The organism is Dellaglioa algida (assembly GCF_030127605.1).
Taxonomy (GTDB): domain Bacteria; phylum Bacillota; class Bacilli; order Lactobacillales; family Lactobacillaceae; genus Dellaglioa; species Dellaglioa algida.
The window spans coordinates 60041-75471 of sequence record NZ_JANXLE010000009.1 but is presented as its reverse complement, the minus strand read 5'-3'; the positions used below and the strand labels follow the sequence as shown (position 1 = coordinate 75471).

The window sequence follows — 15431 nt, the reverse complement described above, 5'->3', positions numbered from 1 at the left end:
TTTTTGCGTATTTTAATTGTGATAAGGAGAAGTTAAATGATATATGCAAAAATGGAACACCATGAAGAGCTAGTTTGCGCGACGGACTTCAAGCGAGGGCATAACTATTTTTGTCCCGGATGCAAAGAGCGCGTTACTTATAAAAATGGGCCCCAAAAGCAAGCCCATTTTGCGCACTACAAAAAAACATGTCATTATTTTTCAGAAGGTGAAACTGACGCACACGTAATTGGTAAAAAATTAATAAAACTATGGGCGGAGAAAAGACATAAACAAGCTAAGATTGAAGAATACTTACCGGAAATCAAGCAAAGACCGGACGTTTTAATTAATTTAAGGAACAGCCAATTAGTTGTAGAGTATCAATGTAGTCCTTTATCGCTCGACCCTTTTCGTAAAAGAACCAAGGGGTATAAAGAGCACGGGTATAGAATTTTTTGGATATTAGGTAAACGACACATGTTAGGTCAAAGATTAACGCAGCAGCAAGCTATGTTTATAAACTTTCATAAAAATATTGGTTATTTCTTGGTTTATCTCGATGCGGAAAAGCAATGTTTAGTATTAAAGTATGAGCTGTGTTTTGAGAATTTGTATGGATTAAGGTATCGAACGGGGATATTTACTGATGCGACGGCCTTAATGTTGTTTATTAAGATAAATTCTAGAAACAGAAATTTGGCTTTAACACGAAGTGAACTAGCGGGGCAGTTAACAAAATTAGAGAAAAACTGCCATTATCTTAATCGATATTTAAAAAATCAAATAGATTATTGTTATGCGCGACGCCAGCTTTTTATGGGATTCCCATTATGCTGTTTGAGTGAATCACGACTACCGCCTATTTATCAACATGAAGATATTTTTTGGAGAATTCGAGTTGTTCTGGAATTACAAGAAGTGATGGCAGATAGTATAACTAGAAGTGAGATTGAGTTAATGTTTATGAAACATCAAAAAATAACTAAAATGTTTTTTGAATTACCTTTTGTTAATCAGTTAGCACGGAAACAAGTTAATGATGCTTGTGTGAAAAGTCTGATTAAAAATCAAATTATAATGCCAATTGATACAACGGGGAATTACGAGATATGTCGTAAAATTGAATGGGCGAACGATGCAACATTAAAAAAAGAAAAGTTATGCCGATCTTGTGCATTTAGTGAATAGTTTGATTAAAAATATGTTATCTTATAAGTGTAAATAAATGATATTTGGAGGGATTTTATGACAATGGCTAAACAATTACCAAAACGTGAAGAAGTACCGGAAAAATTAACGTGGGATGTCAAAAAAGTATATCGGTCGGACGCACTATTCGAAGAAGATTATAAGAAAATCGAAAAATCCGTGTTGACGATCTCGAACCTCCAAGGAACATTAAGTCAAGACGATTCAGCACTCTTGATTGGATTGAAATCTATTTTTGACCTTGAACGAATGCTCGAAAAAGTTTATGTATATGCTAATTTAAAGAATGATCAAGATACAGAAAATCCAACATATCAGGCTTTAAACGCTAGGGCCGGGTCATTGGCGGCTAAAGTTTCGGCAGCTGTTTCTTGGTTGGAACCTGAAATTATCGCGATGCCAAAGGCGACTTTGGATCAATTTATTGCTAATAACCAAGAGTTAAAAGGTTATCAGCATTTTTTTGATAGTTTATTAATGGAAAAGGCGCACGTTCTTTCTCATGCCGAAGAAACATTATTGGCCGGAGCTAGCGATATTTTTGGTGCGTCATCTAAAACATTTGAAATATTAAATAATGCGGATTTGAAATTCCCAGTAGTCCAAGATGAACGTGGAAATGATGTCCAATTATCGCAAGGAATCTATGGTGTTCTTTTGGAGTCAACAGATAGAAGCGTGAGAGAACAAGCCTTTAAAAAACTGTACGAAGTTTATGGACAATTCCAGAATACATTAGCTTCTACGCTGTCAAGTCATGTAAAAGTTCATAATTATAGTGCACAAATTAGACACTACGAAAATGCCCGGGATGCGTCATTATCAAATAATCAAATACCGGAAATTGTTTATAATACGTTGGTGGAGCAAGTAAATAAACATTTACCCTTGTTACATCGTTATGTTACGTTACGAAAGAAAATATTAAATGTTGAAAAACTGCATTCATATGATTTGTATACACCAATGACCGGTGAACCGGCATTAAGTTACACCCATGATGAAGCAAAAGATGAAGCACTAAAAGCGTTACACGAAATGGGCCCTGATTATTTGAGCCATGTTCAACAAGCGTTTGATGACCGTTGGATTGATGTTGTCGAAAACCAAGGGAAACGAAGTGGTGCTTATTCATCTGGTATGTACGACACGGCCCCTTATATGTTATTAAATTGGCAGAATAACGTAAATAATTTGTACACACTTGTGCATGAAATGGGTCACAGTGTCCATAGCTACTATACACATCATAATCAACCTTATTTATATGGTGATTACCCAATCTTTTTGGCAGAGATTGCTTCAACAACTAATGAAAATACATTAACTCATTATTTATTAAAAACACAAACAGATCCTAAAGTAAGGGCATTCCTACTTAATTATTATTTGGATGGCTTTAAGGGAACGGTTTTCCGTCAAACACAATTTGCTGAATTTGAACATTGGATTCACGAGGAAGATGCTGCTGGAAATCCGTTAACGGCTGATAAATTGTCTAGTTACTATGCCGATTTAAATCAGAAATATTATGGTGATAGTTTAGAACGTGATCCAGAGATTGCCATGGAATGGTCAAGGATTCCGCATTTCTACTATAATTATTACGTTTATCAATACGCAACGGGGTTTGCTGCGGCAACAACGTTATCTGAAGGGATAACGAGTGGTAAAAAAGATGCACTAGATCATTATTTAACTTATCTAAAAGCGGGGAGCTCAGATTTTCCAATTGATGTCATGAAAAAAGCAGGCGTTGATATGACCAAATCGGAATATTTAGATAATGCTTTTTCTGTTTTTGAAATAAGATTGAATGAATTAGAAGCATTATTACCTGAAATACTAGCAAAATAAAAGATACGCTCGTAATCTTAATAATAAGGTTACGAGCGTATCTTTTATTTTATAAAACGTATAATTGATTTTGTGGGTTGTTGGCAGTAGTAAAATCAGTTTGCTGTAAGACTTCTTGACAATTAAAATCGCCGGCGCAAATCTTTGATAGATTGAGAAGATCAACATCTGGAAATGATATGCCGCAGTCAAGACCATCAATGTTATTGATCACAATCGTGGGATGTTCCGTAACATTCATGTCGTTAGCAATTTTTTGATCATTTTTAAATGATTTTTTTGCTAAATCAGAACGTCTGTCCTCAGTGAACATTTCTAAATTAAGGCCGACACTCTTGGCAGCACGTTGAATGAGAGCTTCCGAATAACAGGCGCTGTCTTTAACTAAAGATTCCTGGATGGCCATTAAAAATGCGCGGCCGAGCTTTTTACCTTGAAAAAGGGCCGCTTTGTAATCTAAAGTAGCCTGATAAAGGGACGTAACCAATTCATTCCGAAGCGTTAAATTGTGCGTATCGAGATTCTTTTCAATCATGATATCACTTATCATTTGCATATTTAAAATGGGCACAAATTGACAAGAAACTTTTTTCGATGAATTATCAATATAATTTAAAACTTTTTGTTCAGATTTGAAACACTTAGTGCCTAATGGGTTGACAAATAAATAGATTTCTAGCAAGAGTATTCCTCCAATTAATTGATTAGATTTAAAATCATATATTGAGCGTGTGGGGTTTGATTTCATTTCTGTTTTAATAACTATTCTTACTTTACCAAATTTTATTTTTTTTTCAATCATTAACGCTTATTAATTATCAAGATTTCTAAAAATGAGCTCATTATTCTCTAATTTTATAGATATTGAGAGACTAAATCGGATGTAATCGCTTGAGTTATGCTAAAATGAAATGAGTAAATTGATTAAAAGAATAGAGTGATGATATGGTAGAAGACTGGAAATATTTCTTTAGACCTTATGAACAGGCAGTTTCAGAAATGAAAATTAAAATGCGTGGATTACGAAAGCAGTTTACAGGTATTGGTCAACATTCACCAATTGAATTTGTAACGAGTCGTGTGAAGACAGTTGATAGTATTTTAGAGAAAATTGAGCGACGTCAAATTTCAGAGGAGCGACTGGAAACTGATATGCAAGATATTGCTGGCATTCGCATTATGTGTCAGTTTGTCGATGATATTTATCAAGTCGTTGATTTATTGCGCTCTCGAAACGATATGACTGTGGTAGAAGAACGTGATTATATTACGAATAAAAAAGCTAGTGGATATCGATCATATCATATTGTGCTTAAATATCCGGTACAAATGATAAACGGTGAAAAAAATGTACTTGTTGAAATTCAAATTCGAACATTAGCCATGAATTTTTGGGCAACTATCGAACATTCTTTGAACTACAAGTATCAAGGCGAATTCCCTAGTCAGTTGAATGCACGATTAGAGCGAGCAGCGGAGGCCGCTTTTAAATTAGATACCGAAATGTCCGAAATTAGAGAAGAAATTCAAGAAGCTCAACACTTATTTTATGGTAAAGGCCTGAATAAAAATCAGTCTAAAGATGATAAGTAGGCAGCAAGAGATATTTGGAAAAGAGGGTACATATGAGAGTTGCTATTTTTGAAAACGATGGAAAAAAATCACAAAAAGTTAGTAAGGAATTATATCAAAAATTAGTGGACGCGCATATACCAATTGATAATGATGATCCCGAAATTGTCATTACGGTTGGTGGTGATGGAACATTACTTGCCGCATTTAGAAACTATCAAGATAATCTTCAAAATATCAGGTTTGTTGGGGTCCATACGGGGCACTTGGGATTTTATACGGACTGGCGAGATGATGAAATTGATGATTTAGTTATTAGCCTACAATCAGACAATAAACAATCAATTAACTACCCATTATTAGATGTTAAAGTTGAATATTATGACGCGGAGCCTGAAAAATTTCTTGCGCTAAATGAATCAACATTAAAACGAATTAATAATACAATGGTGACGGATGTCTATATTGGTGATCAATTATTCGAAAAATTTCGTGGAGATGGGTTATGTATTTCAACGCCAACAGGGTCAACGGCATACAATAAATCCGTTGGTGGCGCAGTCATTCACCCTGGCCTTGAATCATTACAAATGGCAGAAATTGCATCGATTAATAATCGAGTGTTTCGAACGTTGAGTTCACCCGTGATTGTGGCTTCAAATGATTGGATAACACTTAAACCAACGCAAAGTGGTGATTTTATTTTTAGTGTTGATCAGGAAATTTATCATAATAAGCAAATTAAGATGATAAAATACCGGGTAGCAAAGGAACGCATCTGTTTTGCAAAATATCGACATAATGATTTTTGGAAACGTGTGAATGAAGCATTTATTGGCAGTGATTATGAAGATTGATTGGCAATATACTGGGACGTCACCCCAAAAAGTGAAAACTTTTTTGAAGGGCGAAGGTGTATCTAGGCGACTTTTAGCAACCCTTAAATATCGCGGTGGACGGCTCCTAGTTAATGACAATGAGCAATGGGCAATCGACTTTATTCAACAAAATGATAAGGTAAGTATTGTATTACCAGCTGAAAAAAATAAAAATGAGTTGAAAAAATCATTTGTTCCAATTGATATTGCATTCGAGGATCGTGATTTTTTAATTCTTAATAAACCTGCACACGTTGCATCAATCCCTTCGTTTTTGCACCCAGAAGATACACTGATTAATCGTGTCGCAGGTTATTATGATAATCGCCATTTAGAGGAATTTGTTCCGCATATTGCGACACGTCTCGATCGTGATACAAGCGGGCTCGTTTTGTTTGCTAAGCATCGGTTTGCCCATGCGCTACTAGATCAACAACTACAAAATCATCAAATTAATAAGTTTTATACAGCCTTTGTTGAAGGAAAGCTTACAGATGATCATGGACTCATTGACGAGCCTATTCAACGTGATCCTGAATCGTTTATCAAACGACAAGTTGGGCATGGAGAAGGTAGTCAAGTGGCTTCAACGGAATATTGGTTGGAGCGGTCTACGCAGGACGCTAGTCAGTATAGAATTCAACTGCATACGGGTAGGACACACCAAATTCGAGTTCATTTCGCGTCAACAGGACATCCCTTAGTTGGTGATACGTTGTATGGCGGACACGTCGATATGCCAATGGAACGGCAGGCACTACATTGCAGCGAGATTGAATTTTACCAGCCGTTTACCCACAGAATGGTAAATGTCCAAAGTCCCATCGCACTGGATATGCAGAAATTCATAAATAAAAATAAATGAGGCACTTCGCATGGCAGATACAGAAAAATATAACCAAATAAAAACTGAAGAAATTATCGACTCGCTGGATAAAGGGCAACGATATAATTTCCATAATGAATTTACAGATTTACATGTTTATGAACAAGCCGAAATATTTACAACACTTGATAAAGAGCAAAGACAAAGAGTCTACCAATACTTAACGCCTAAAGAATTAAGTGATACATTCGATGCTATTGAAGATGATCCCGAAGAAGCTGTCAAATATTTTGATGAAATGTCGCTGAAATATGTTGCCGAATTATTGGACAATATGTATACCGATAATGAAGTTGATCTGTTGGGACAACTTGATAAACATAAGTTGGCTAAGTACTTAGGGTTAATGGATAAAGACAAGGCCAATGAAATTAAGGCATTACTCCATTATGAAGATAAAACGGCCGGTGCTATTATGTCGACTGATTTTGCTTCAATTGTTTCTAACCAAACGGTTAGTTCTGCCATGCAAGTTTTAAGAGAAGAAGCAGGAAATGCAGAAACAATCTATTATGACTATGTTGTTAATAATGATAAACGATTACTCGGAATCGTGACGTTGAGAAACTTATTGATGAGTGACGAGACCGCATTAATTGGTGATATCATGACTACGCCAGTTATGTCCGTAAAAGCGGATGATGATCAAGAAGACGTTGCTAAAATGATTCGTGATTATAATTTTTTGGCGATGCCAGTTACAAATTACGATGAACAATTAATCGGTGTGATTACTGTTGATGATATTATTGATGTTATTGATGAAGAATCAGCTGAAGATTACTCTGGTTTGGCCGGTGTTGATACTGAAGAACAAACTGAAAATCCATTTAAGGCGGCTTCAAAACGATTACCGTGGTTGATAACGTTATTATTTTTGGGGATGTCGACGGCAAGTTTGGTTAGCCATTTTGAGGGCTTGCTAAGTGAAGCAAGTATTTTGGCTGTCTTTATTTCTTTGATTACCGGGACAGCCGGTAATGCCGGAACACAAAGTTTGGCCGTTGCCGTTCGACGGTTAGCTGTTAAAGATGATACGGAACAAAGTGTGGTTAGGCTAATTATTAGTGAGGTATTCACGGGGTTAGTTATTGGTGTTGTAACGGGTATTGCTGTTACCTTAATCGTTGGAATTTGGAAGGGTAACTTTGTATTAGGAATGGTTATTGGACTCGCAATGATGAGTGCAATTACCGTTGCTAACTTGGCCGGTAGCTTCATTCCTATTTTGATGGACAAAATAGGCGTTGATCCGGCAGTTGCATCAGGTCCTTTCATTTCAACGTTAAGTGATTTAACATCTGTGCTCATTTATTTCAGTATTGCACAAGTATTTTTAAAGTTTTTTATTACAAGTTAACATAATACAAAAAGCTCTAATCATAGTGGTTAGAGCTTTTTATATTGCGTTTTAAGGGGACAAAATGGTTTGGTGTGTGATATATGAAAGTATTTAAAATCGAAAATATCGATTTTAAATTTTTAGAAATAACCATTAAAAAGAAGATATCCTGCTCCAACACCAAAGAAAATAACCGCAAACAATAAACTATTTGATAAGGCTAACATAATAAAAGATGAGGTATCTTTAGTGCCTTCCTTTTTAAGTTTCGTGAAAGTTTGCCAGGTCATAAATAGTTGCCAGATAGCGATTAATATGAAGATAATACCAATTATATAAAGCATATCAAAGCCTCCTTTACGATTAATCTATCACATTAAGTAAACGCTGTCTATATTAAATTAATTATATTAGCATAATTAATTTTAAATAATACTCGCGAATAACCGTAATATTTATGACTTTTAAATCTATTTTCAAAATTAATAAGTAGGTAGTTAAATAAAAAAATAAATATATTAAAAAGGGTTTGAATATTCCAATTATGGAAGTATCCAAACCCTTATTGTTATCTTACTTTAAAACGATTTTTGTGCCATGAAGTTCTTTAACATTTAAATTAGTCGCAATTTCATCAACATTATCAGCGGTGATACCACCGCCGGGAACAATTTTAATGAGCCCGTTTGACCAATCAATAATTTCTTGAAGATGTGGTAGTGTTTCCTCAATTGGCTTATCGAGTGAACCACCGTGTGTCAGAACACGATCGATATCGTGTTCTGACAACCAAGCTAATGCATCAAGTTGGGCATCGCTTGGAATTTCATCAAAGGCCATATGGAAAGTGATTTGCATGCCACCACTTGCGGCAATTAAAAATTCCATAGCATCTGTATCTAATTGATTGTCGGTGTCTAAAGCGCCAAAGACAACACCATCAACCCCAAGTTGTTGAGCCTGAAATAAATCGGCTTCCATAATTTTTAATTCGGTATCGTTATAAACAAAATTTCCACCGCGAGGTCGAATCATTGCCATAACAGGGACCTGATTGTCCTGAGCATAATGCATCGTTTCCGACATAACCCCTTTGCTGACGGTTGTTCCGCCAACGGCAAGATTATCACAAAGCTCGAAGCGATTAGCCCCAGCTGCAAATTGTTTCGGAATATCGGTAAAATTTTCGACTGCAACTTCTTTAATTAACAAATTTAATTTCTCCTAGTTTTCAAAATAAACGCAAACAGATTCTGGAACAGAAATATCTTTTTGGAGCAGGGTTAGCTTGCCAGATGTTGAATCACGTTCAAATAAGCTGGCGTTATCAGTGTTTTGATTAGCAACAACCAAGAATTCTTCCGATTTATTCAAGCTAAAGTCACGTGGAAAATCACCTTCAGTTGGAATCAATTGGATAAGCGCCATTTTACCATCATTGTCTAAGGCGTAACAAGCGATTGAATTATGACCACGATTGGACACATATAAGAAGCGACTATCTTTTGAAATGCGAATAGCAGCAATGCCGTTGTGTGCATCCCAATCCGATGGAATTGATGACAATGTTTGAATTTCTTTAAACGATCCATCTATTTGATCGTAACTAAGCAGCGTTACTTCACTAGAAAGTTCTCCGGCCAAGTAAGCTAGTTTCCCATTTTTGTGGAAAACAATGTGTCGAGAGCCAAATCCGGGTGCTGAACGATATTCGGCAACCTGTTTAATGGCACCGTCATCTGAGACGTCAAAAGTTAATAATTGATCAGTACCAAGATCACAGACGACTAAACGATTATCTGGTGTTAAATCAGTAAAGTGAATATGAGAGCTGGTTTGTTCAGGTTTTAGGCCATGGCCTTCATTTGCGGTTTCACTGATGAGAGATAATGAACCGTCAGCTTGGATTTTTGAAATTGAGATAAGGCCTTTATGATAATTTGAGCTATAGACCAATTGTCGTGCATTATCAACTGCCACGTAGGCAGGTGGTGCACCTTCGGCAGAAACGTCATTTAAAAATAAAGGGTTATCCGTTGTGACATCAAATGCGGAAAGACCGCCAAGTTCTGATCTTTTTGAAACTGTGTATAAGATATTTTTATCAGATTTAGTCAAATATGTTGGATTTTCAACTTTAATGTAAGGTATAGCGTCTGTAACTTTTTTTTCGATAGTGTCTAGTTGAGCACGGTGAATACCAGTACTTGTTTTTTTTGTATATGTACCAAATAAAATTGATTCTTTCATAGTTGTAAATGCCTCCTTTTGATATTGCCAATATTATATCATATTTCATTGTAAACGTTATTATTTATACCGTACGTTATGCTATAATTATAGGTAACCAAAAAGAGATAGGGGACGAAAAATTATGACAACAGCAAAAATTGAAGAAATTGGTAAGGATGCTATTTCTAAAAAAGAACCAATTGTGATTCTTTTTAATGAAAGTGCAACGGATGATTTGAGACAAGTTTCTGTTATCCAGTCGTTTGAAGAGGGTAAAGAAATTGTTTCACCAAAGACTGGCGATGAACTGGTCATCGATGATCAGACTTTTAAAATTGATTTTGCCGGAGAGTTGGTTTCAAGTAATTTTGAGTCAGTTGGACATGCCACATTATTCTTTATGGAAGTTCCAGAACATCCACAACCTAATGGTATTTATTTAACACCGCACGTATTACCTACTTTTAAAGTCGGCAGTACAATTATTTATAAATAAAGGGGTTCATTAAAATGCGCCCAGATGAAAATGAAAAAGTTGTTTCACAAAGATCTTGGTTTTGGAAGTGGGTTATCAATAATAAAACGGTTAGCGTTTTATCAATTATTTTATTGAGTTTATTGATTATCTTTATGTCAGAAAAGGTAAACTGGTTTTTTGCACCAATTGGAGAGCTTCTTAGTATCGTCGGGTTTCCAATTGTTTTAGCGGGGGTGTTGTATTATTTAATTGCGCCGCTAATCGATTTTTTTGAATCTCGTTTTAGAATTAATCGTAGTTTACTTATTACAATTGTATTTATCGTTATTGCCGGACTTTTAGTGTGGGGCATTGTCGTTTTAATTCCTGCCGTTCAGACGCAAACAATCAGCATTATTAAAAATTGGCCAACGTACTGGTCAAATATTACGCGTCAAACGGATGACTTTATGTCATCATCTCTATTCGACACAATTAAAAATTCTGTTGAAAATATAAATACAGATATTATCGGAACAATTTCTAAAAAAGCGAGTTCAGTAGTTACTTCAACTGTTGGTTCATTAGGTAGTGTCGTTGGGACCGTGACAACCTTTATTATTGGATTAATAACGGCACCATTTATTTTATTCTATTTATTGAAAGATGGTCATAGTTTACCTGGTTATCTTTCGAAGTTTTTCCCAGTTAGATATCGGAAAGCAACAATTGGGCTATTAGATGAAATTAACTTGCAAGTGAGCCAATACATCCGTGGTCAATTAACGGTAGCCTTCTTTGTGGCCGTATTATTCGTTATTGGGTTTTCCGTAGTGGGACTTAAATTTGCCTTAACCTTAGGTATTTTAGCCGGATTTTTAAATTTAATTCCATATTTGGGATCGTTTTTAGCAATGGTTCCAGCGCTTGTAATTGCCGCGTTCATCTCACCAATTATGTTAGTAAAGGTTATTATCGTCTTTTTCGTTGAACAAACAGTCGAATCAAGACTAATTTCACCATTAATTTTGGGTAGTAGCTTAGCCATTCATCCAGTCACAATCCTAATCGTTTTATTAGGATCAGGACGTATCTTTGGTTTAATGGGGGTTATCTTTGGAATCCCTGGATATGCTATCATAAAAGTTATTGTGACACGGATTTTTGCGTGGTATAAAGAAAGTTCTGGATTATATGTTGAATCAGAACCGGAAAAAATAAATAAAGATAAATAAAAAAAGTTAGACAAATTTTATTTTGTCTAACTTTTTTTATTTATAGGGCGTCTCCGTTAAAAATCGAATTTTTAACAATAACATAATCAACTTTTTCAAGTGCTGATAAGGTATTACCTCCAGCATAAGAAATTGAAGATTGTAAATCCTGTTGCATTTCAATTAAGGTATCATGAATGTTTCCTTTAAATGGCACTAACATTTTTTTACCTTCAACGTTCGTATGACTTCCTTTTTGATACTCAGAAGCTGAACCAAAATAACTTTTAAATAACTGACCGTCTTTTTCAATTAAATCGCCAGGACTTTGTTTATGTCCGGCGAAGAGTGAGCCAATCATGCACATTGACGCGCCAAATCTAACTGACTTGGCGATATCGCCGTGGGTTCTGATACCACCATCGGTGATAATTGGTTTACTTGCGGCTTTAGCACACAAGCGAAGGGCAGCTAATTGCCAACCACCAGTCCCAAAACCAGTTTTAATTTTAGTAATACAAACTTTCCCGGGACCAATTCCTACTTTAGTTGCATCCGCACCAGCATTTTCAAGTTCTCTAACGCCTTCTGGAGTCCCAACGTTGCCGGCAATCAAGAAGGATTCTGGTAACCATTTTTTAATATGGTGAATCAAATCAATAACGCTTTGTGCGTGGCCGTGCGCCACATCAATTGTAATATATTCTGGAATTAAATCGGCATTAGCTAGTTCTTCAATTAATGCCCATTCTCTAGGTTTAACGCCAACGCTAATTGAAGCAAATAAGCCTTTCTCATGCATTTTTTTGACAAATGGTAATCGACTTTCTTCATCGAAGCGATGCATGACGTAAAAATAATCATTTGCCGCAAACCATTCTGCTAACGGTTCATCAATAATAGTCTGCATATTTGCAGGGACTACGGGTAATTTAAAACGGCGAGGACCAAATTGAACGGATGTATCAACTTCAGAACGACTGTTCACGATGCACTTATTAGGGACAAGTTGAATATCTTCATAATCAAAAACTGGCATAACGTCTCCTCATTTCCTTTAAATACGAACATTATTTTATGTTTTTTAATTAATATCAGTAACCAAAGGATAATTTACGCTATTTTTTGATATAAGTCAACATATTTACATTATTAATCGAAAATTAAACAATAATGCGAGAGGCGAGGTCATCGTGCTATAATCATTTTGGGAGTGATTAACATCGTAAAAAAAGAAAAAGTTAAAAAAACGAATGACGAACGTATTTTGGATCAACATCACATTGAATTTGAAAGCTATAGTTTTGACTTCTTGGGTGGACGACAAATGGACTCAAGCAAAGAAGCTGAAGAACTCGGAACCGATGAACGAAGTATTTTAAAAACAATTGTTTTGCAAGGAAGTAATGGTGACAGAGATTATGTGGTTGTCTGTCTACCTATTACCTTTGAAATTGATTTAAAATTAGTTGCGCGTGAATTGAATGAAAAACAATTACACTTAGCGGATAATAAAAATTTGATTAATATTACCGGATACGTTCATGGTGCTAATACGCCAATTGGCATAAATATACGAAAAGGATTTCCAATTTATTTTGACGAACGCATACAAGAATTCGAAAAAATATGGGTTTCAGCTGGAAAAGTTGGCCGATCTGTTGGCGTAAAACGTGAAGAACTGGTGACATTGGTTAAAGGCCATTATATTAATATTGAAAAGTAGCTACTCATTAAATTAAATGATAAAAAAGGAATAAAGATAAATTGAAAAAAATCGAGAAGAGTGCCATATTTTTAAAAAATAAAATAGATTTATTTAGATGTCCTGTCTGCCTACAACCATATAGTGAAGTTAGAGGCCAGACGATGATTTGCCCAGATGATCATCAGGTTGATTTATCTAAAAAGGGAACTCTTTATTTCTTAAACCATGGTGTGAAAAGTGATTACGAATTGGACATGTGGCTCGCTCGTAGACAATTATTGCAAGCTGGTTTGTTTAAACCAATCACCGATAAAATACTGGAACAACTTTCAGATGAAAGCGAAACAATTATGGATGTTGGATGCGGAGAAGGGACCCCACTACACAATATTGAGGTTGCTCGTCAAAATAGTCAGGACACCTATGTTGGGTTTGACATATCAAAAGATGCCATCAATTATGCGACTCAACAGGAAACAGACGCTTTTTACTGTATTGCCGATTTAGCTAAGTTACCTTTTAATAACCAATCATTTTCAACCATAATTGATATTTTTTCTCCTTCTGCCTACGCAGAATTCGATCGTGTTTTGGAGGAAAATGGGCAGTTATTGAAAATTATTCCAAATTCAAATTATTTAGTTGAGTTACGCGAACTTTTATACAATGAGGAAAGTCATAATAGAAGTTACAGTAATGAAAAGGTTTTAAACCTTTTCAAAGAAAAATATCCTGATTCTGAACAGATCGTTATTAGCTACCAGTTTGATATTCCTGAAGGCTTATTTCCGGCACTACTTGAGATGACACCGTTACATTGGGGAGCCACATCAGATAATCAAGCGAGGGCTAAAGCGCATCCCCTCAAACAAATCACAGTGGACGTAACCTTATTAAAACATCGTAAAAATAAGTCAGAATCGGTGTTGTAACAAATAAAATGCTGTGTTATTATGAATATACGAATTCGGTTGTTTAGAGATTGTCGACAATGTTGTCAGTTTCTGGAAATTGGTCTTCATTAACGTATCTTTTCGCCGTGCCCACACCGAAATGATACGTTTTTTTGTTGCCTAAAAATACTTGGACCATTTGGAAGGATGTTACTTTTGACAAATCATATAGCGCTTTTTGAACCACTTATGCCCGCAAATACAGGTAATATTGCTAGGACTTGTGCTGGAACAGATACTGAATTACATTTAATTGAACCACTCGGATTTTCAACTGACGATAAATATTTGAAGCGTGCCGGTCTTGATTATTGGGATAAAGTAAAAATTACCTATCATAAAAATTTGCAAGATTTTTTGGAAACTATTCCAGATCAAAAACAACTTTTTTTGGTTTCTAAGTTTGCACCGCAAACTTATTCACAGGTTGATTATACGGATGTGGATAAAGATTATTACTTCTTGTTTGGTAAGGAGACAACAGGACTTCCTGAAAACTTTATGCGCCAAAATGAAGAAAAGGCTATTCGAATTCCACAGGATGACACGCATATTCGTGCTTTGAATCTGTCTAATTCAGCCGCAATCGTCATTTATGAAGCCTTGAGACAACAAGATTTTCCTAATTTAGATAAAACACATACGTATGAAAATGATAAATTAAAATAAAGAGCCTGAGCATTTTTTAAACTAGATTTTCATAAATAAGTTATACTTACTTTTGAGTTATGAAAAGGGCCATCATTTATGGTAAATAAGTATTTTATAAAATGAAAGGATGATCTAGTTTGTTTCAAGTAATAACAATATTTGGATTTGACGAACCCTGGTGGTTTTTCGATGATTGGAAAACACATATTCAGGAGACTGTTGAGTTTGATTCAATGGATGATGCGGTTGTATTTTTTGAAAAGCAAGCCGATACGTTTACGGCCAAGTTCAGTCATCAAAAAAGCAAACGTCAATTTTTAACGGCATTCTGGGATGATAAGCAACTTGATTATTGCGCTGATTGTGGCGATGATTTACAGTTGTATCAAGGATTGATGATAGTTAAAGATGGCAAAGAAATAGCACCAGAAAAAGAGAGTTAATAACGATTATGTTATTAGCTCTCTTTTTTTGAAAATGCGTGAATTGG

17 protein-coding genes are annotated in these 15431 nt (G+C 35.4%); 12 read left to right on the top strand and 5 right to left on the bottom strand.

The annotated features are described in order from the left end of the window. Positions 1 to 36: 36 nt before the first annotated feature. Complete coding sequence (locus tag N0K73_RS07690) at positions 37 to 1170, top strand: competence protein CoiA (RefSeq protein ID WP_112251484.1); 1134 nt, start codon at positions 37 to 39, stop codon at positions 1168 to 1170. A 57-nt stretch (positions 1171 to 1227) separates the two neighbouring features. Further along, positions 1228 to 3048 (top strand): oligoendopeptidase F, encoded by a 1821-nt coding sequence (gene pepF / locus N0K73_RS07685; protein ID WP_112251486.1) that lies wholly within the window; start codon positions 1228 to 1230, stop codon positions 3046 to 3048. A 49-nt stretch (positions 3049 to 3097) separates the two neighbouring features. Here pepF and N0K73_RS07680 read toward each other — a convergent pair whose 3' ends face one another. After that, positions 3098 to 3730, bottom strand: a complete 633-nt coding sequence (locus N0K73_RS07680; protein WP_181647455.1) for a DsbA family protein — start codon at positions 3728 to 3730, stop codon at positions 3098 to 3100. A gap of 263 nt (positions 3731 to 3993) precedes the next feature. Here N0K73_RS07680 and yjbM point away from each other — a divergent pair, with 263 nt between their 5' ends. The 4 genes from yjbM to mgtE are packed head-to-tail and all read left to right on the top strand — an operon-like array spanning position 3994 to position 7744. Continuing rightward, a complete protein-coding gene (gene yjbM, locus N0K73_RS07675) occupies positions 3994 to 4641 on the top strand; it encodes a GTP diphosphokinase (RefSeq protein ID WP_057974537.1) in 648 nt (215 codons plus the stop codon). 32 nt (positions 4642 to 4673) lie between these two features. Then, the gene (locus N0K73_RS07670; RefSeq protein ID WP_057974538.1) at positions 4674 to 5477 is read left to right on the top strand and encodes an NAD kinase; all 804 of its coding nucleotides are present in this window, start codon (positions 4674 to 4676) and stop codon (positions 5475 to 5477) included. Further along, positions 5443 to 6363, top strand: a complete 921-nt coding sequence (locus tag N0K73_RS07665; protein ID WP_404825138.1) for an RluA family pseudouridine synthase — start codon at positions 5443 to 5445, stop codon at positions 6361 to 6363. The genes N0K73_RS07670 and N0K73_RS07665 overlap by 35 nt, the downstream gene beginning before the upstream one ends. 10 nt (positions 6364 to 6373) lie before the next feature. Next, positions 6374 to 7744: a magnesium transporter gene (gene mgtE / locus N0K73_RS07660; RefSeq protein WP_057974539.1), complete on the top strand. Its 1371-nt coding sequence runs from the start codon at positions 6374 to 6376 to the stop codon at positions 7742 to 7744. Positions 7745 to 7866: 122 nt separating this feature from the next. Here the strand turns inward: mgtE and N0K73_RS07655 are convergent, their stop codons facing one another. The 3 genes from N0K73_RS07655 to N0K73_RS07645 form a co-directional block, all read right to left on the bottom strand. Further along, positions 7867 to 8070 carry a hypothetical protein gene (locus N0K73_RS07655; protein WP_112251490.1) on the bottom strand — a complete coding sequence of 68 codons (204 nt, stop codon included), beginning with the start codon at positions 8068 to 8070 and terminating at the stop codon, positions 7867 to 7869. Positions 8071 to 8299: 229 nt separating this feature from the next. Then, on the bottom strand, positions 8300 to 8938 hold the full coding sequence (locus N0K73_RS07650) for a copper homeostasis protein CutC (RefSeq protein WP_057974541.1): 639 nt from the start codon (positions 8936 to 8938) through the stop codon (positions 8300 to 8302). A 12-nt stretch (positions 8939 to 8950) separates the two neighbouring features. Further along, the gene (locus N0K73_RS07645) at positions 8951 to 9976 is read right to left on the bottom strand and encodes a lactonase family protein (protein WP_112251492.1); all 1026 of its coding nucleotides are present in this window, start codon (positions 9974 to 9976) and stop codon (positions 8951 to 8953) included. A 124-nt stretch (positions 9977 to 10100) separates the two neighbouring features. On the opposite strand from N0K73_RS07645, the gene N0K73_RS07640 reads away from it, so the two are divergent. Both N0K73_RS07640 and N0K73_RS07635 read left to right on the top strand, forming a co-directional pair. Next, positions 10101 to 10454 carry a PTS glucitol/sorbitol transporter subunit IIA gene (locus tag N0K73_RS07640; RefSeq protein WP_057974543.1) on the top strand — a complete coding sequence of 118 codons (354 nt, stop codon included), beginning with the start codon at positions 10101 to 10103 and terminating at the stop codon, positions 10452 to 10454. A 14-nt stretch (positions 10455 to 10468) separates the two neighbouring features. Then, positions 10469 to 11650 carry an AI-2E family transporter gene (locus tag N0K73_RS07635; RefSeq protein ID WP_112251494.1) on the top strand — a complete coding sequence of 394 codons (1182 nt, stop codon included), beginning with the start codon at positions 10469 to 10471 and terminating at the stop codon, positions 11648 to 11650. 40 nt (positions 11651 to 11690) lie between these two features. On the opposite strand, the gene guaC is transcribed toward N0K73_RS07635, so the two are convergent. Next, a complete protein-coding gene (gene guaC / locus N0K73_RS07630) occupies positions 11691 to 12668 on the bottom strand; it encodes a GMP reductase (protein WP_057974545.1) in 978 nt (325 codons plus the stop codon). Between the two features lie 174 nt (positions 12669 to 12842). On the opposite strand from guaC, the gene N0K73_RS07625 reads away from it, so the two are divergent. From N0K73_RS07625 to N0K73_RS07610, 4 genes are all read left to right on the top strand, one after another. Beyond that, the gene (locus N0K73_RS07625) at positions 12843 to 13355 is read left to right on the top strand and encodes an aminoacyl-tRNA deacylase (RefSeq protein WP_404825139.1); all 513 of its coding nucleotides are present in this window, start codon (positions 12843 to 12845) and stop codon (positions 13353 to 13355) included. Positions 13356 to 13396: 41 nt separating this feature from the next. Then, positions 13397 to 14269, top strand: coding sequence for a methyltransferase domain-containing protein (locus N0K73_RS07620; RefSeq protein WP_112251496.1), 873 nt, complete (start codon positions 13397 to 13399; stop codon positions 14267 to 14269). A 177-nt stretch (positions 14270 to 14446) separates the two neighbouring features. Then, complete coding sequence (gene trmL, locus N0K73_RS07615) at positions 14447 to 14959, top strand: tRNA (uridine(34)/cytosine(34)/5-carboxymethylaminomethyluridine(34)-2'-O)-methyltransferase TrmL (protein ID WP_057974547.1); 513 nt, start codon at positions 14447 to 14449, stop codon at positions 14957 to 14959. 119 nt (positions 14960 to 15078) lie between these two features. Further along, the gene (locus N0K73_RS07610; protein ID WP_057974548.1) at positions 15079 to 15384 is read left to right on the top strand and encodes a DUF1033 family protein; all 306 of its coding nucleotides are present in this window, start codon (positions 15079 to 15081) and stop codon (positions 15382 to 15384) included. Positions 15385 to 15431 lie beyond the last annotated feature (47 nt).